This is a genomic window from Mycoplana sp. ABR4_002 (genome assembly GCF_056159645.1).
This window is the reverse complement of the sequence record NZ_JBSWVO010000001.1, coordinates 1,481,441-1,495,838: the sequence shown is the minus strand read 5'-3', so window position 1 is coordinate 1,495,838 and position 14,398 is coordinate 1,481,441. Positions and strand designations below refer to the sequence as shown.

The 14,398-nt window shown below is 67.5% G+C and carries 17 protein-coding genes, 1 pseudogene and 1 other annotated feature; of the genes and pseudogenes, 4 read left to right on the top strand and 14 right to left on the bottom strand.

Annotated features, from left to right (window positions below; translation table 11 throughout):
- Positions 1-69: 69 nt before the first annotated feature.
- Positions 70-125, bottom strand: a sequence feature (sul1 is cis-regulatory element that is thought to sense ions involved in sulfur or methionine metabolism; They are found in Alphaproteobacteria).
- Between the two features lie 115 nt (positions 126-240).
- The 6 genes from aspS to ACXAGF_RS07145 all read right to left on the bottom strand — a co-directional run bounded on the left by aspS (position 241) and on the right by ACXAGF_RS07145 (position 4,662).
- Positions 241-2,031 carry an aspartate--tRNA ligase gene (gene aspS / locus ACXAGF_RS07170; protein WP_475015607.1) on the bottom strand — a complete coding sequence of 597 codons (1,791 nt, stop codon included), beginning with the start codon at positions 2,029-2,031 and terminating at the stop codon, positions 241-243.
- A gap of 92 nt (positions 2,032-2,123) precedes the next feature.
- Positions 2,124-2,345, bottom strand: coding sequence for a GDCCVxC domain-containing (seleno)protein (locus ACXAGF_RS07165; RefSeq protein ID WP_475015606.1), 222 nt, complete (start codon positions 2,343-2,345; stop codon positions 2,124-2,126).
- 300 nt (positions 2,346-2,645) lie between these two features.
- Entirely contained in the window at positions 2,646-2,891 is a 246-nt protein-coding gene (locus ACXAGF_RS07160) for a hypothetical protein (protein WP_475015604.1), read from the bottom strand.
- Positions 2,892-2,925: 34 nt separating this feature from the next.
- Complete coding sequence (gene rpsU / locus ACXAGF_RS07155; protein WP_475015603.1) at positions 2,926-3,162, bottom strand: 30S ribosomal protein S21; 237 nt, start codon at positions 3,160-3,162, stop codon at positions 2,926-2,928.
- 398 nt (positions 3,163-3,560) lie between these two features.
- On the bottom strand, positions 3,561-3,770 hold the full coding sequence (locus tag ACXAGF_RS07150) for a cold-shock protein (protein WP_475015601.1): 210 nt from the start codon (positions 3,768-3,770) through the stop codon (positions 3,561-3,563).
- 268 nt (positions 3,771-4,038) lie between these two features.
- Complete coding sequence (locus tag ACXAGF_RS07145) at positions 4,039-4,662, bottom strand: FMN-binding negative transcriptional regulator (protein ID WP_475015600.1); 624 nt, start codon at positions 4,660-4,662, stop codon at positions 4,039-4,041.
- 74 nt (positions 4,663-4,736) lie between these two features.
- On the opposite strand from ACXAGF_RS07145, the gene pdxR reads away from it, so the two are divergent.
- Positions 4,737-6,194, top strand: a complete 1,458-nt coding sequence (pdxR, locus tag ACXAGF_RS07140) for a MocR-like pyridoxine biosynthesis transcription factor PdxR (RefSeq protein ID WP_475015599.1) — start codon at positions 4,737-4,739, stop codon at positions 6,192-6,194.
- Positions 6,195-6,221: 27 nt separating this feature from the next.
- Here pdxR and ACXAGF_RS07135 read toward each other — a convergent pair whose 3' ends face one another.
- The gene (locus ACXAGF_RS07135; protein WP_475015598.1) at positions 6,222-7,268 is read right to left on the bottom strand and encodes an alcohol dehydrogenase family protein; all 1,047 of its coding nucleotides are present in this window, start codon (positions 7,266-7,268) and stop codon (positions 6,222-6,224) included.
- Positions 7,269-7,337: 69 nt separating this feature from the next.
- On the opposite strand from ACXAGF_RS07135, the gene ACXAGF_RS07130 reads away from it, so the two are divergent.
- A complete protein-coding gene (locus ACXAGF_RS07130; protein ID WP_475015596.1) occupies positions 7,338-7,859 on the top strand; it encodes a TetR/AcrR family transcriptional regulator in 522 nt (173 codons plus the stop codon).
- Between the two features lie 27 nt (positions 7,860-7,886).
- On the opposite strand, the gene ACXAGF_RS07125 is transcribed toward ACXAGF_RS07130, so the two are convergent.
- The gene (locus ACXAGF_RS07125; RefSeq protein WP_475015594.1) at positions 7,887-8,096 is read right to left on the bottom strand and encodes a DUF1127 domain-containing protein; all 210 of its coding nucleotides are present in this window, start codon (positions 8,094-8,096) and stop codon (positions 7,887-7,889) included.
- 200 nt (positions 8,097-8,296) lie between these two features.
- On the opposite strand from ACXAGF_RS07125, the gene ACXAGF_RS07120 reads away from it, so the two are divergent.
- Positions 8,297-9,805: a winged helix-turn-helix domain-containing tetratricopeptide repeat protein gene (locus tag ACXAGF_RS07120; protein ID WP_475015593.1), complete on the top strand. Its 1,509-nt coding sequence runs from the start codon at positions 8,297-8,299 to the stop codon at positions 9,803-9,805.
- Positions 9,806-9,850: 45 nt separating this feature from the next.
- Here ACXAGF_RS07120 and ACXAGF_RS07115 read toward each other — a convergent pair whose 3' ends face one another.
- Positions 9,851-10,243, bottom strand: a complete 393-nt coding sequence (locus tag ACXAGF_RS07115) for a GFA family protein (protein ID WP_475015591.1) — start codon at positions 10,241-10,243, stop codon at positions 9,851-9,853.
- Between the two features lie 246 nt (positions 10,244-10,489).
- Here ACXAGF_RS07115 and ACXAGF_RS07110 point away from each other — a divergent pair.
- A pseudogene (locus ACXAGF_RS07110) lies at positions 10,490-11,417 on the top strand (MBL fold metallo-hydrolase).
- A gap of 153 nt (positions 11,418-11,570) precedes the next feature.
- Here the strand turns inward: ACXAGF_RS07110 and ACXAGF_RS07105 are convergent.
- The 5 genes from ACXAGF_RS07105 to ACXAGF_RS07085 all read right to left on the bottom strand — a co-directional run bounded on the left by ACXAGF_RS07105 (position 11,571) and on the right by ACXAGF_RS07085 (position 14,369).
- Positions 11,571-12,008 (bottom strand): thioesterase family protein, encoded by a 438-nt coding sequence (locus ACXAGF_RS07105; RefSeq protein WP_475015589.1) that lies wholly within the window; start codon positions 12,006-12,008, stop codon positions 11,571-11,573.
- Positions 12,005-12,766, bottom strand: a complete 762-nt coding sequence (locus ACXAGF_RS07100) for a class I SAM-dependent methyltransferase (protein ID WP_475015587.1) — start codon at positions 12,764-12,766, stop codon at positions 12,005-12,007. Before ACXAGF_RS07100 ends, ACXAGF_RS07105 begins: the two co-directional genes overlap by 4 nt.
- Positions 12,756-13,259: a MarR family winged helix-turn-helix transcriptional regulator gene (locus tag ACXAGF_RS07095; RefSeq protein WP_475015586.1), complete on the bottom strand. Its 504-nt coding sequence runs from the start codon at positions 13,257-13,259 to the stop codon at positions 12,756-12,758. The genes ACXAGF_RS07100 and ACXAGF_RS07095 overlap by 11 nt, the downstream gene beginning before the upstream one ends.
- 93 nt (positions 13,260-13,352) lie before the next feature.
- Positions 13,353-13,769 carry a GFA family protein gene (locus ACXAGF_RS07090; RefSeq protein ID WP_475015585.1) on the bottom strand — a complete coding sequence of 139 codons (417 nt, stop codon included), beginning with the start codon at positions 13,767-13,769 and terminating at the stop codon, positions 13,353-13,355.
- Between the two features lie 141 nt (positions 13,770-13,910).
- The gene (locus ACXAGF_RS07085) at positions 13,911-14,369 is read right to left on the bottom strand and encodes an SRPBCC family protein (RefSeq protein WP_475015583.1); all 459 of its coding nucleotides are present in this window, start codon (positions 14,367-14,369) and stop codon (positions 13,911-13,913) included.
- Positions 14,370-14,398 lie beyond the last annotated feature (29 nt).

The window sequence follows — 14,398 nt, the reverse complement described above, 5'->3', positions numbered from 1 at the left end:
GAAAATCTTCGCAAGAGTAGTGCATCCAGACCGGCGGTCAGCCGGCACGTGACTGGTTTGATGCTTTTGCGTTGTCTGGCGGATCGGCGGCCAGAAGAGCCACCCGGGGTTTCACCGGGTCCGGGGCGAATAGCGCTTCTTTTAGACTCGATCGTGCTGCATTGCAACATGGCCGGGTGCGCAAAAGGCCCGGCAGCGCTGCCGGGCCTTTCCCTAATCAGGAACGATCCGCAGGGATCATCAGTCCTTCTTCGGCTGCGGCACGACCCGCAGCGCCAACTCGCGCAGTTGCGTCGTCGTCGCCGGCGACGGTGCGCCCATCAGAAGGTCCTGCGCCTGCTGGTTCATCGGGAACAGCGTGATCTCGCGCAGGTTCTTGGCGCCGACGAGCAGCATGACGATGCGATCGATGCCGGCCGCCATGCCGCCATGCGGCGGCGCGCCGTACTGGAAGGCGCGGTAGAGGCCGCCGAAGCGTTCCTCGACGTCGGCCTGGCTCAGACCCACCTTCTCGAACGCCCGCACCATCAGCTCCGGCGACTGGTTTCGGATCGAGCCCGAGGCGATCTCGAAGCCGTTGCAGACCATGTCGTACTGGAACGCCTTGATGGTCAGCGGGTCCTGGTTTTCCAGCGCCTCGAGGCCACCCTGCGGCATGGAGAACGGGTTGTGGGCGAACTCGACGGTGCGCTCGTCTTCGTTCCATTCGTAGAACGGGAAGTCGACGATCCAGCAGAGCTCGTAACGGTCGCGGTCGACCAGGTTCAGTTCCTCGCCGGCCTTGGCGCGGGCCTCGCCGGCGAACTTGTAGAACTTGGCCGGATCGCCGGCGACGAAGAAGCAGGCGTCGCCGTCGTCGAGGCCAAGCTGGGTGCGGATCGCGTCGGTGCGCTCCTCGCCGATGTTCTTGGCGAGCGGGCCGGCACCCTCGAGCTTGTCGCCCTCCTTGCGCCAGAAGATGTAGCCGAGGCCGGGCTGGCCGTGGCTCTGCGCCCAGGCGTTCATGCGGTCGCAGAAGGCCCGGGAGCCGCCGGTCCGCGCCGGAATCGCCCAGACCTCGACCTTCGGGTTGGAGGCGATCATGTTGGCGAAGACCTTGAAGCCGGAATCGCGGAAATGATCGGTGACCGCCTGCATCTCGATCGGGTTGCGCAGGTCCGGCTTGTCGGTGCCGTAGGTGCGGATCGCGTCGTCATAGGCGATGCGGCGGAACTGCTGCGTCACCGGCTTGCCGTCCGCGAACTCCTCGAAGATGCCGCGGACGACCGGCTCCATCGTGTTCCAGACGTCTTCCTGCTCGACGAAGCTCATTTCCAGGTCGAGCTGGTAGAACTCGCCCGGCAGGCGGTCGGCGCGCGGGTCCTCGTCGCGGAAGCACGGCGCGATCTGGAAATAGCGGTCGAAGCCGGCCACCATCAGAAGCTGCTTGTACTGCTGCGGCGCCTGCGGCAGGGCGTAGAACATGCCCTCGTGGATGCGGCTCGGCACCAGGAAGTCGCGCGCGCCTTCCGGCGAGGACGCCGTCAGGATCGGCGTCGAATACTCGGTGAAGCCGATCTCGCCCATGCGCCGGCGCATCGAGCCGATGATCTGGGTGCGCTTGACGATGTTTTTGTGCAGCGTCTCGCGGCGCAGGTCGAGGAAGCGGTATTTCAGGCGCACGTCCTCGGGGTAGTCGGGCTCGCCGAACACCGGCAGCGGCAGCTCACGGGCCGCCGACAGCACCTCGATCTCCTGCGCGTAGAGTTCGACCTCGCCCGTCGCCATGTGCTTGTTGACGGTGTCCTCGGTCCGCGCCTTGACGAGGCCATCGACGCGGATCACCCACTCGCCGCGCACGGATTCGGCGACCTTGAAGGCCGGGCTGTCGGGATCGGCGACGACCTGGGTGATGCCGTAGTGGTCGCGCAGGTCGATGAAGAGCACGCCGCCGTGGTCGCGGACGCGGTGAACCCAGCCGGAGAGACGGACGGTGGAGCCGACATCGGCCTTGCGAAGGGCTGCGCAGGTGTGGCTGCGGTAACGGTGCATTGTCTTATCCTGGAATGCTCTGAGGTCGGCGCGGGACGCCCGCGCGCGCTTTGCGAAAATCGGGCGGACAAGCGCATGACCAGCCGGATTTGTCAAGGCTTGGAGCGCGGCGCGGCGCGGCGGCCGGCCGCCTGGACGGGCGGGCACGGCAGGTCGCCGAAAGAGCAGAACACGCAGCAGTCACCGGAGTTCGGCCGCAGCACCGCGCCGCAACCGCCGCATTGATAGATGATCTGGCAGGCGTCCGGGGGCATGGTTTCGGTGGCCTGATGGCCGCAATGGGGACAGGTAAGGATGGATCGAAGCTTGATCATCGCAGCGCGCTCCAATGCTGCCGGACGACGCCGTCATCCGTGATCGAAAAGCTATGTGAAAACACAGCAACTTGTGAAAGGACGACCCTCCCGACGGCGGCCAGGTGCGCCGCTGTCGCCGGCGGCGATGACCTTGGGGCCGAACGCTCAGGTCGGGAAAACTGTGCCGCGGCGCGATCGCCCTGGCACGCCCGCCACGGCAGGCGCCGTCGGGTGGAAAGCGGGCGCCGGGCACGCCAAAGATTGCCGATTGCGGGCGGGTCATGCCCGGGGCGCGGACATCTACTCGAGGGCGCGCGGCTATTCCAGGGCGCGTGACGGCGCCGGCTTCTTGCTCGCAGCGGCCGACGTCCGCCGGCGCGCTGGAGCCGCAATGGCAAGGTCCTTACCCTGCGCCTCGCGAAGCTTGCGAAGCCGTTCGGTCTTGCGGGCGCGCTGGATCGCCTCGGCGGCGATGATGTCCTTGGCTGCCGCATCTGTCTGAGCGGCCTTCTCCTCCGCGGACGTCCTGGTCCGCCTGAAGGTATCGTTCTTGCCGGCAGTCATCACCGTCCTCCGAAAATGCACGCCCCTTGCGCCATCAGCGCGCGCGGGTCTTCTTCTTCGGCCCCGGCAGCAGGCCTTCGCGTTGCGCCTTCTTGCGCGCCAGCTTGCGTGAGCGCCGGATCGCGTCCGCCTTCTCGCGCGCCCGCTTCTCGGACGGCTTCTCGTAGGCCCTGCGCGCCCGCATTTCCCGGAACACGCCCTCGCGCTGCATCCTCTTCTTCAAAACGCGAATGGCCTGCTCGATGTTGTTGTCCCTGACGATAACCTGCAAAATATCTCCTGACGCAGCTACGGCTGCTGTTTCCTTTCCTGATTGCATCCGCCTTGATCCGGCTCGGTGATCCGGCCCCTGACCTTCGCCCCCGAGGGGAGGCGGACGACGACACGCGACGGCGTCGTACTCATCCCGGGCGCTTCGCTCCGGGCAATGCGCTTCGTTCAAAGCGCGCGACTTCGGACGAAGCCGCTATCGGACAGTCCGCCCGTTCCCGGCCGGTCACCCTTGCGGGCTCTGGTTGGCGGGCTCTGGTTGGGCGCTGTCCGGCACCCGAGCCCTCGATCCGATGGTCGAAAGCTCCGATCAAACAGGGCCGGTCGGACCCGGCCCTTCAAGGTCGTCCCCGCTGCGCTGCCGGGCCAAACCGCGGCCAATGCCAGCGCGCGTCAAGCTCACCCCGCCTGCAGATTGTCCGCCGAGCTCTTGCCCGTGCGACGATCCTGGACAATTTCGTAGCGAATCTTCTGGCCGTCGTTCAGCGAACGCATGCCAGCCCGCTCAACGGCGGAAATATGGACGAACACGTCAGCGCCGCCATCATCCGGCTGAATAAAGCCGAAGCCCTTGGTGGCGTTGAACCATTTGACGGTCCCGGAATTCATGGCGACGTCCTTTCGAGGCATCGTTGGTTCCCGCGGTACCTTGCGGGATTGGATCGATTCGTTGAGAGGATTTCCGCCGGGAGCGCATGGCTCGACAACGACGTCACACGCAATGGTCGATGGCAAAAATATAGGCGCAATTCTGGATTATGCAACGGGACTGCCTGCGATTGGCCCGTAACGCTTTGCTTTCGAAGGAATGTTTATGCCTTTCCCCCGGCGCCTCGATCCGGGTCGATGCGCCGGGGCAAGCTTTGTGCGGACACGGTCAGGTCGGGATCATGCCCGAGACGATCCGGTCCTTGCTCTCGCCGCTGGCGGCGAGCGCCTGCCTCACACCGAGACGATCGGCTTCGGGCCGGTTCTGGCTCATCTTGCGCTTTCCCTTCAGCGTGGCGATGGGCATGCGCAGGCCAACGATGCCGCGAAGCTGCGCCTTGATGAAGCCTTCCGGCGCGTCCGTGACCGCCCAGGGGAGACCGCGGCCGCTCTCGTGCAGACCGGTGAGGCGCGTGACGACCTCGAGCAGCCGCTCGGGCTCGTCGAAGAACTCGACCGGGCCGCTGGCCTGCACGAGCGTATAGTTCCAGGTGGGAACGACCTTGTGGTGGTCGTTCTTCGAGGCATACCAGCTCGGCGAGACATAGGCGTCCGGTCCCATGAACACGGCCATCCCGTGACCGATCACACCGGCCTTCCACTGCGGGTTGGGCCGGGCGAGATGCCCGTACAGCACGCCAAGCCCGCCCTCGCCTTCCGAGAGAAGCAGCGGCAAAGGCGTGACCATCGGGCCGTCGACCGTCGCCGTGACGAAGGTGGCAAGGTGGCATTGCCGCATCATCGCGTGAAGTTCGGCGGTGTCGTCGACGGCAAAGGCTGCTGGGGTGTACATGGGCGTCTCCTTGACTTGGACGCATTATCCTCCTCAACTGGCTCCGGATACATGACCAGTTATGAGGTATTTTGTTGGTCCAGTTTGAACGCGACGCTCAAAAGACGGGCGCGACCCGCAACATCTATCGCTCACTGCGCGCGCAGATCGCGTCCGGCGTCTACCTTGCCGGCGACAGGCTTCCCTCGAGCCGCGCGCTGGCGGAAGAACTTGGCGTCTCGCGGAACACGGTGACCGCCGCGTTCGAGCAACTGATCTCGGAGGGCTACATCCAGGTGAGCCAAGGCAGGCGCGCGACCGTGGCTCCCTCGGTTCAGCCGCCGCCCCTGGAGCCCCCGCGGCCGGCGCACGGCGGCACAGACAAGCTGTCCGCCTACGCAGCGCGCGCGCTGGCGCTGGCGCCGAACAGCAGCACCGAGCGGCAAGCGCTGGCGTTCGACTTTCGTTACGGCGACATCGCCGCGGCAGACTTTCCAAGGCTTCTCTGGCGCAAGGCACTGAGCGCGGCCACGCTGAAAGTCCGCGACCGCCTGGGTTACGAGCATCCCGCCGGCAGTCCGGCCCTTCGCCAGGCCTTGCAGAGCTATCTGTGGCGGGCCCGCGGCATCGGCTGCGACGCCGACCAGATCGTCGTCGTCAGCGGCTCGCAGCAGGCACTCGACCTGTGTGCGCGTGTGCTGGTCAACCCCGGCGACCGGGTCGTGCTCGAGGATCCGTGCTATGCGATGGCGCGAAACGTCATGGTGGCCATCGGTGCGCACCCGGTCGACGTGCCGTGCGACCAGGATGGATTGGACACGGCCCGGCTGCCCGAGCCTGCCGGCATCGCGCTCGCCTGCGTGACGCCGAGTCACCAATTTCCGCTGGGCGGGGTACTCTCGGCCGGGCGGCGGCAAGCGCTTGTCGCGTGGGCCGAAGCGGCAGGCACCTACATCGTCGAGGACGACTACGACGGCGAATACCGCTACGACGTCGGCCCGATCCCTCCCCTCCAGCTGTCGAGCCAGGAGCGGGTCATCTATGTCGGTACCGTGTCCAAGACGCTCTCGCCCACCCTGCGGCTGGGCTACATGGTGCTGCCGGGTCCGCTCGTCGAGGCCTTCGTCCGCTGCAAGCAGTTCGCCGACCGCCACAGCAGCAGCTTCGGACAGGAGGCGCTGGCCTCGCTGCTGGAGACCGGCGCGTATGAACGGCACGTTCGCAGGATGCGACGCGTGAATGCCGACCGGCGGGCCACGTTCCTGGAGGCGATGGCGGCGCTGTTCGGCAGCGAGGTCGAGATCGTCGGAACCTCGGCGGGTTTGCACGTGGTGGTGTGGTTCAACCACCTGCGGACCGAGGACGAGGACCGCCTCGTCGCCACCGCCGCGCAGAACAACGTCGGCGTCTACCCGGTGTCGCGCCTCTATGCGACGCGGGGCGACCGGCGCGCCGGCTTGATCTTCGGCTATGCCTCGATGCCGTCCCCAATGATCGTCAAGGGGGTCACGCGGCTGCACGAGGTGCTCCGCTCGTCCGGCCTGCTGCCGTGACGGGCGCGCGCCGCAGGCCCGTGGCGGTCACAAAACGGTGAGGACGATCTTGCCGACATGGTCCTTCTTGACGAAGGCCGCCTGCGCCGCACCGATCTCTTGCAACGGATAGGTTCCGGCGACCAGTGGCCTGATCTCGTTGCGCTCGATCCGGCCGACCAGGTTGGAAAACACCCCCGGGGCGAGTACCGTGCAGCCGAAGAAGCTGAGGTCCTTGAGGTAGAGCGTGCGCACGTCGAGCGTAACCATTGGCCCGCCGATGGCGCCGGCGACGGCGTAGCGCCCGCCGGGGCGGAGCAGTTCCGGCAGTATCGGCCAGTTCGGCCCCGCCACCAGATCGACGACGACGTCGACGCCGTTGCGGCCGACCGCCGCCAGAAGGTCCGTCTCGCGGCTCAGCGTCTTCTCCGCGCCGAGCTCGGAAAGCAGCCCTGCCTTCGCCGGACTGGTCACCGCCAGCACGCGCGCCCCGCGCGCCCGGGCGAGCTGCACCGCGGCCGATCCGACCCCGCCGGAGGCCCCGGTGACCAGCACGGTCTCCCCGGCCCTCACCCCGGCGCGCGTCAGCATGTTCTCGGCGGTGGAGTAGGAACAGGGAAATGACGCCAGCTCGACGTCGGTCAGTTCGCTGCGCACGGGATGGGCGTGGCGGGCCGCAACCCTTGTGAACTCGGCAAAGCCGCCGTCGCACTCGGAGCCGAAGTACCAGGGCGTCTGCAGGCCCGCGCCACCGGCCTCGCGCAGGCACGGCTCGATCAGCACGCGCTCGCCGATCCGGCCCGGATCCACGCCCGCGCCGACGGCGACGATCCGGCCGCACGCGTCGGCGCCCTGGATCCGCGGGAAGGTCAGCGCCGCGCCGGTCCAGGACGCGTCCGCAGCCGCGGCATCGCCCTTCGAGTACCAGCCGGTGCGGGTGTTGATGTCGGTGTTGTTCACGCCCGCGGCAGCGACCCTGACGATCACCTCGCCGCGGCCCGGCGACGGCACGGCGAGATCGTCCCGCCAGTGCAGCATCTCGGGTCCGCCGTGGCCGGTGAGGACGACGCCGCACATCAGTTCGGGCAGGATCATGGGTCACCCCCGAGGTAGAATGAATACTCTACTTGCCGAGGTAGAGCGTTCATTCTACAAAGTCAAGCCATGACCGAGACACCGAACAGGATCGCGGCCGGGCTGGAGCGCGCCTTCGCCGCGCACGGATTTGCCGAGCCGAATATCGAGACGCTGCGCGATGCGGCCGGGGTGAGCCTGCGCACCCTCTACAAGTACGCGCCCTCGCGCGAGGCGATGGTGAAGATGGCGCTGGAGCACCGGCACGAGCGCTATCTGGCGCGGGTGTTCTCGGCGCTGCCGGCCGATCCGGCGCAGGCGCTGGCGGCGATCATGGACAGGATCGGCGTCTGGATGGCCGACGAGGCGGCCCACGGCTGCCTGTTCCACGCCGCCGTCGCCGCCGCCCCGAACGACGCCGCGTTGCGGGCGCTGCTGGCCCGGCACAAGGGCGAGGTGGCGCGCCGCGCCGCCGCGGCAACGGACCGGCCGGGACACGTCGCCGATCTGATGCTGATCCTCGACGGCCTCACCCAGAGCTGGCCGCTCCTGCACGGCGCGGCGATCGACAGCGCCAAGCGGCTGGCCGCTTCCCTGCCCCGCCAGCGATGAGCGCTGGCGCAGCGCCTGGCACGCGCGTCACCGCTGCCAGAATGGCTTGCCGACCTCGGCCTCGACCTGCGGCCTGGTCAGGCCGATGTCGTCGATCAGATGCGGGTCGTCCTGCGATTTCCGTTCAAGCTCGCGGCGAAAGCGCCGGCGCTCCTCCCAGGTGGCGAGCAGGCTTCGCAGTCGCGCAAGACCGCCACGGCGCGGCGGCTCCTGCGGCGCAAGACAGATCTCGTTCATGGCTAATCTTCCTTTGCTTGAGGGGCCCTGGCCTCGACCGGAACGAGACCGGATTCTGCAAGAGGCACGCCGCGGCGTCCTTAAGCCCTGCCAAAGCCCCGGCAAAAACTTCCAAATCAGCCATGGCCAGCCGTGATCCAAGGCGACCGCCCGCCCGGGGCGATTCCATTTGCCCCCGAACGGCTCTATAGATTCGGCCCATGCAGGGATTGCGCATCGGCTTTGGTCCATTCGTGCTCGATCCGGGCGCAGGAACGCTGCTCCGGAACGACGAGCCCGTGGCGCTCGGTCAACGCGGGCTGAGGCTGCTGGCGACGCTGGCTGCACGGCCCGGCGAAATCCTGGGCAAGGCCGAGCTGATGGAGGCGGCCTGGCCGGGCATGGCCGTGGAGGAAGGCAATCTCACCGTGCAGGTCGCGCAGCTGCGCAAGCTGCTCGGCCCGGCCGATGACGGCGGCGAATGGATCACCACGGTGCCACGCGTCGGTTATCGCTTCACCGGGCTCGTCCGCTCGCTCGGAGCTGCGCGGCGCACCGCGTTGCCGCTTCCCGAAAAGCCGTCGGTCGCCGTGCTGCCCTTCGTCAATGTCAGCAACGATACCGCCCAGGATTCCTTTGCCGACGGGCTGACCGAGGACCTGATCACCGACTTGTCCCGGCACGCCGGCCTGTTCGTCATCGCCCGCAACTCGTCCCTCGCCTACAAGGGCAAGGCGATGGACGTGCGCGCGATCGCGGCCGACCTCGGCGTGCGCTACCTGCTGGAGGGCAGCGCGCGCCGCGCCGCGGACCGGGTGCGGATCAACGCCCAGCTGGTCGACGCAACGAGCGGCGAGCACCTTTGGGCCGAGCGCTTCGACCGCAGCCTCGACGACATCTTCGCCGTCCAGGACGAGGTTACCGGCAAGATCGTCGAAGCCCTGCTCGGCCGGCTGCGGGCGCCGCCGCCACGCAACCGTCCGAGGAGCCTCGAGGCCTATGATCTGTGCGTGCGTGCGCGCAAGCTGATCGATGAATCGCCGCAGACGGCGCGGGAGGCGCATCTGTTGCTGACGCGGGCGATCGCGCTCGACCCGCACTATGCCGAAGCCCATCGCTGGCTCGCGATGAACCACTGGATGGGGTGGGTGCATTGGGGCGCACCGATCGAACCCAACCGCCGAACCGGCCTCGACCTGGCGCACATGGCCGTGGCGATCGATCCCAACGATGCCGGCTGTCGCTGGGTGCTGGCAAACCTGCTCGCCTACGAACGCGATTTCGCGGCGGCCGACGCGGAGTTCGCGCGGGCGATCGAACTTGACCCGAACGAGGCCGACATCTGGGCGACCCTGTCCGACATCGCCGTCCTGGCCGGGCGGGTCGACGAGGGCCTTGCGCACATCCGCAAGGCGTTTCGGCTGAACCCCTATCCGGCCAGCTGGTACTTTCTGACGCTCGGCCAGGCGCAGTACGCCGCCGGCGATTACGAGGCCGCGGTCCAGACGCTGCGCCGGGACGAGACCTACCGGACGAGCTCGCGGCGCTTCCTGGCGGCAAGCCTTGCCCAGCTCGGCCGGCTCGACGAGGCGCGCGCGGAGGTGGAACTGTTCCTCGTCGGCAACCCGCACTTCACGACCCGGTACTGGGTCGAGACCGAGCCGTTCCGGGACGAGGCGACACTGGCACATTTCGTCGACGGCTTCCGCAAGGCCGGACTTCCGGAGTGACGCCTCCGGCGCGGGGCCGCCGATCCGGAGGTGCCGCCGCCGGATCTAGTCCTCGAAGCGGCTGGCGGCGTCGCGATCGCGCTCGTAGCGCCGCTTCAACGGAAACGGCGGCAGCCAGCTTTCGCGGCGCACGGTCCAGAGTTCGTAGGTCGGCGCCAGTTGGTCCGGCGCGTCCAGCGAGCCGAGGTTCACCTCGATCTCGTCACCGCTGCGGCCGAACACCGGGGAACCGCAGCGGGGGCAGAAGAAGCGCCCGGCATAGTCACCGGTCTCGCCCTCGATGCTCACCGCGTCCTGGGGAAAGATCGCCGATGCGTGAAACAGGGCGCCGTGATGCTTGCGGCAGTCGAGACAGTGGCAGAGGCCGACCCTGTACGGGCGCCCCGAGGCGACAAATCGGACGTTGCCGCACAGGCAGCCGCCGCTGAACCGGTCCATCTGCGTCTCCTCCAAGATCACGCCGCCCGCCTGTCTACAGCGAACGGCGCCGTTGCGGCAACGGCCGGCAGAAATCGGCCGCGTCGGGCCTGCCGGATCGATGAGCATCGGGCGAACCAAATCGTCTTCGGCTCAACGATTTCGAAGATACCCAAACTTAGGTCCAGCTTGTTGGCGAATAGCCGCGAATTTAGTTCCCGCGGCTGGCCCAGACCGGGCCTCACTGCCACAAGTAGGAGCATTTTCATGCCAAAGGTAGAAACAACAGCGCGAGCGATCGTTCAGCAGAAGCCGGTGCCCGACGCATCAGTTCCATCGCGCTATGCGGTGCGGATCGGCGCGATTGACGTGCTGGTGTTCAGCGATGGGATTATATCCATTCCGGCCGAAGCGATGGCGACGAACGCCGACCCGACCGCCCGGGCGACCTGGCTCCAGGACATGTTCCTCCCGACCGACGATCTCGATTGGGCGCTGAACGCGTTCGTTGTGCGCAGCGGCGAACGCACGATCCTTGTCGACAGCGGACTCGGCGGAGAATACTCCGGCTACCCCCGGGCTGGTCAGTTCGTAAGCCGGCTCGAGGCCGCCGGTGTCGATCTCGCATCCGTGACCGATGTGGTGCTGACCCACATGCATTTTGACCACATTGGCGGCCTGCTGGTCGAGGGCGTGAAGAACCGCTTGCGCCCGGACCTGCGGGTTCACGTGTCCTCAGCCGAAGTCAGCTTCTGGGAGGCGCCAGATTTCTCGCGGACTGCCATGCCTCCGGAGCTTGCAGAGGTCATCCGGCGGACGTCGAGCCAGTTCCTGACCAAGTACCGCAGCCATCTGCATACGTTCGAAGAAGAAGCCGAGGTAGCGCCGGGCGTCGTTGTCACCCGAACCGGTGGCCACACCCCTGGACACAGCGTGGTTCGTATCGAGTCGGGTGGCGATCGGTTGATGTTTGCCGGTGACGCACTGCTTCCGTCTTCGTTCGACCACCCTGAGTGGCACAACGGTTTCGAACACGATCCCGAGGAGGCGACCCGCGTTCGGCTGCGCCTCATGAAAGAATTGGTGGCGACCGGATCCCTGCTGGTTTTCCACGCACATGCCGTTCCCATCTGTGGGCCACGTCGCAGCTGCGGGCGACCTCTTTCGTTGGGTCCCGGCATGGTGGGACTACTGACGGCTCGCGAGCGAAGAGGTGCCCGCCGTCATGGCGGTCAGGACATCAGCTTATTCAACGCTGAATTGGCGATGAGCCACCGGAGATAGGGCAAGGCCGGGGCGAAACCCGTCCCGGTTCCCATTATGGCCCGTGACGTGAGTTGGCGCGAACCTATCGCAGGCCGGAGGCGGCGGACTTGGCGCCGAGGCGCTGCAGGAAGCGCTCCACCTCGACAATCGCGCGGCGATGCGTGCCTTGCCCGATCGGGCCGCCCTCGTCGCGGCAGGCGACGTCGAACAGCAGGCTGCGGCCGTCGACCTCGACGAGTTCGACGTCGGCCGTCACCGTCATGCCGACGGCGGTGGCGGCGATGTGGCTGACGTCGACATGGGTGCCGACCGTTCGCTGCTGCGGCGAGAGAAAGGGCCGCAAGCCCTCGATGCAGGTCTGCTCGATGAAGGCGATCATCATCGCGGTGGCAAGGACGGGCGGCATGTCGCGGAAGCCGGGCCAGGCGTCGTCGATCTCCGGAACGGTGTGCAGCGGCGCCACCGTCAGATGCGCGCGGTGGCGCAGGCCGGCCACGAGGGCGGGCATGTGCCGGGTCACGGCGAGATCCTCCCGAGGCGCATGTTGACCGGCCAGGTGACGGGACGCCGGTGCTCCCCCCAGAGCATGGAGAGGTCCTGGACGAAGCCGTGCAGGATATCCTCGCGGCCGGCCTCGGTGACGCGGCGGACGGCCGACCAGGTCGAAAGGTAGCCGAGAAACTCGCCGAGCTCCCAGGCGCGCTCGATCTCCATCTGCGGGGCGCGCAGCTCGTCAAAGGGAAAGGGGATGTCGGCGTAACCCCGGTCCACCAGCCCGCGCTCGGGCGGCCAGTAGGGGCCGATCTCGTCGCGGTAGAACCGGTCGAACCGATCCTGCAGGCCAGCCGGCGACAGGCGCAGCACGCCGTAGCTGACAAGGGCGAGCACGCCGCCGTCGACCGCCACCCGCCGCGCTTCCCGGTAGAAGGCGGGCAGATCGAACCAGTGGGCAGCCTGGGCCGCGGTCAGGAGGTCGACGCTGCGGCCGGCGACCGGCAGGCGCTCCGCCGGCGCCAGAACATATTCGACGCGCGGGTGCGGCACGGCGTTGTCGAGCTGGTCCGCGCTCGGATCGAGGCCGAGCACCGAGTGGAAGTGCTCGCCGAGCTGGCGCGTCAGCTGACCACTGCCGCAGCCGACATCGACCGCCCTTTGCCGCGCCGGCGCGAGCGCGGCGAGGAAGCGCGACAGGCCGGCCGGATATTCCGGCCGGAACAGCGCATAGGCGTTGCCACCGCCGTCAAACCAGTTGCGCGCGGCGCTTTCGTCAGTACCCACCATCCGCCTCCTTGCATGACGTCGTGCATGTCTTGCCTGCGGCCGCCTCCAGCCGCGCGGCGAAGCCTTGCCGTTCGAGCGCCTCGGCGGCAGCCTGCAGCCCCGCGAGCAGCGGATGGCCGATCTCGTGCTCCAGCGCGGCGATGGCGGCAAAGGTGGTTTCCCAGTGCGGCACGAGACGCGCGAGCAGCGCCCGGCCCTTTTCGGTCAGGTGGATGCCGCTCTTGCGGCCGTCATCGAGCGGATGGCGCTCGACGATGCCGTCCTTCAGCATCAGGCCGACGGTCTGGCTGATCGCCCCCTGGGTCAGGCGGCTGCGCGCGGTGATCTCGGTCACGGTCTCCGCCCCGGCGCCCAGCGCCCGCAGCACCGGCGTGTAGCGCGGCCGGTAGGCGAGGTCGAGGGCGCGATAGCGGGTCTCCGCCCCCTGGTCGACGAGTTCGCCGACATAGCGTAGCAGTTCCCCCAGGCCCGGCATCGTTCGTTCGCTCATGCCGGCCATTTACATTAGCGCTAATGCTTTTTCAAGCCTTGACCGCTGTCGCATATCCGCAGCCGTCGCCATGCGTGTCGCGTTGCAGCGCGGCTATGCGGACGGCATGCGCTCGAAGGTCGGCAGCGCGGGGTCCATTGTGTCCCACCCATGGCCGCGAGTCGTGTATGTGACCGCCTGTGGCTGGAACTGGCCGGGATCGTCCAGGCTGGTCGCGTGAACCGCGATCAGGTCCGGGCTGGCCGCGAATGTCAGGTACACCGGTGTCCCGCAGATCGGGCAAAAGGCGTGGACCTTTTCGTTGCCGCTGTCGCCCGCCACCCGCCAATCGCGCGCTTCGCCGGCGATCGCCACGTCGGCGCGACGGGGAAAGGTGAGGTAGGACCCATGCCCGGTACCGCTGCGCTTCTGGCAGTCGCGGCACTGGCAATGGTTCTCGAAGATCGGCCGGCTGCGCGTCTGGTAGCGGATCGCGCCGCAGGCGCATCCGCCGCTATAGATGGTGGACATTGTCTTTTCTCCCGTTGTCCGGCCTCGCACACACCGAGGCCGCGTTGACAGACGAAGGCACGGCGGCCCTTGACGGCCGGCGCCCGGACCCTGCTCCAGAACGGATTACAGGTGCGGCTCAGCAGGATGCGATTGGCAAAATCAGCCCGATTTCGGCCTGGCCGAGAGCCCGCGGCCGGTCTCCAGGAAGGACTTCAGGCTGGAGAGAACGACCGGCCACCCCCTGCTGACGCCCTTCGCCATGCCGCCGCCGGCCTCGAGCTCGTCATGGCTGACGGTCAGCCGGACCATGTCGCCGCAGTCCTCGATGGCGAAGGTCACCCGGCTGTAGCTCTCCGGATCGTCGGCCTGCGACGCATTCGCCCAGGTGATGACGAGACGAGACGGCGGATCGACCTCGACCACTTCGCCGACAAGCTCGACGCTGCGCCCGTCATCGGCACGGACGTGCTCCCATTTCGACCCCGGACGCCAGTCCGAGACGTTCTCGTGACCCCAGTAGCGCCTCGCGATCTCCGGCCGGGTGATGGCCGCGAATACCTTCTCCGGGGTCGAGCGAATATAGGTCACGTAAACGAAGCTGGTCGTCTCCCTGGTCATCGTCACTCTCCCTCGAGTTCCCTCTTGAG

What these genes read in the sequence shown, in the direction of transcription:
- ACXAGF_RS07115 (WP_475015591.1), bottom strand. Translation starts at nt 10,243, where the DNA reads ATGGACCGGTTCAGCGGCGGCTGCCTGTGCGGCAACGTCCGATTTGTC.
- ACXAGF_RS07135 (WP_475015598.1), bottom strand. Translation starts at nt 7,268, where the DNA reads ATGATCCTGCCCGAACTGATGTGCGGCGTCGTCCTCACCGGCCACGGC.
- ACXAGF_RS07160 (WP_475015604.1), bottom strand. Translation starts at nt 2,891, where the DNA reads ATGACTGCCGGCAAGAACGATACCTTCAGGCGGACCAGGACGTCCGCG.
- ACXAGF_RS07125 (WP_475015594.1), bottom strand. Translation starts at nt 8,096, where the DNA reads ATGAACGAGATCTGTCTTGCGCCGCAGGAGCCGCCGCGCCGTGGCGGT.
- ACXAGF_RS07145 (WP_475015600.1), bottom strand. Translation starts at nt 4,662, where the DNA reads ATGTACACCCCAGCAGCCTTTGCCGTCGACGACACCGCCGAACTTCAC.
- ACXAGF_RS07120 (WP_475015593.1), top strand. Translation starts at nt 8,297, where the DNA reads ATGCAGGGATTGCGCATCGGCTTTGGTCCATTCGTGCTCGATCCGGGC.
- ACXAGF_RS07085 (WP_475015583.1), bottom strand. Translation starts at nt 14,369, where the DNA reads ATGACCAGGGAGACGACCAGCTTCGTTTACGTGACCTATATTCGCTCG.
- ACXAGF_RS07095 (WP_475015586.1), bottom strand. Translation starts at nt 13,259, where the DNA reads ATGAGCGAACGAACGATGCCGGGCCTGGGGGAACTGCTACGCTATGTC.
- ACXAGF_RS07150 (WP_475015601.1), bottom strand. Translation starts at nt 3,770, where the DNA reads ATGAATTCCGGGACCGTCAAATGGTTCAACGCCACCAAGGGCTTCGGC.
- ACXAGF_RS07165 (WP_475015606.1), bottom strand. Translation starts at nt 2,345, where the DNA reads ATGATCAAGCTTCGATCCATCCTTACCTGTCCCCATTGCGGCCATCAG.
- aspS (WP_475015607.1), bottom strand. Translation starts at nt 2,031, where the DNA reads ATGCACCGTTACCGCAGCCACACCTGCGCAGCCCTTCGCAAGGCCGAT.
- ACXAGF_RS07130 (WP_475015596.1), top strand. Translation starts at nt 7,338, where the DNA reads ATGACCGAGACACCGAACAGGATCGCGGCCGGGCTGGAGCGCGCCTTC.
- ACXAGF_RS07090 (WP_475015585.1), bottom strand. Translation starts at nt 13,769, where the DNA reads ATGTCCACCATCTATAGCGGCGGATGCGCCTGCGGCGCGATCCGCTAC.